1 protein-coding gene is annotated in these 273 nt (G+C 63.7%); it reads left to right on the top strand.

Going from position 1 to position 273, the window contains the following annotated elements; all coding sequences use genetic code 11:
* The coding region (locus ABG80_RS22300) for a hypothetical protein (protein WP_407638721.1) at positions 1-180 on the top strand (180 nt) is incomplete at its 5' end.
* Positions 181-273 lie beyond the last annotated feature (93 nt).

The following is a 273-nucleotide window of genomic DNA, read 5'->3' on the forward strand; positions in this document are numbered from 1 at the left end:
ACCGAGCTGCGCCAGATGTGCGCCAAGGTGCATCCCTCGCTGATCGAGCGCCTCGATCAAGTGACGAACCTGCTCGACATGAGCAAGCGCGAGTTCATCGAGGCTGCTGTGTCTGATGCGCTGGCCCGCGCCGAGGTAGCTATCGAGCGTTCCGGTGCCCTGGATCAAGGGAGCCTGTGATGCTCACGCTGACCGGCACCATTCGAGCAGTCACCACCCTGGGTGGTGGCGTCAACAAGAAGACCGGCGAGGTGATCCCCACCCGCCCGGTTC

This window comes from Aquabacterium parvum, from assembly GCF_001447195.1.
GTDB lineage: Bacteria > Pseudomonadota > Gammaproteobacteria > Burkholderiales > Burkholderiaceae_C > Aquabacterium > Aquabacterium parvum.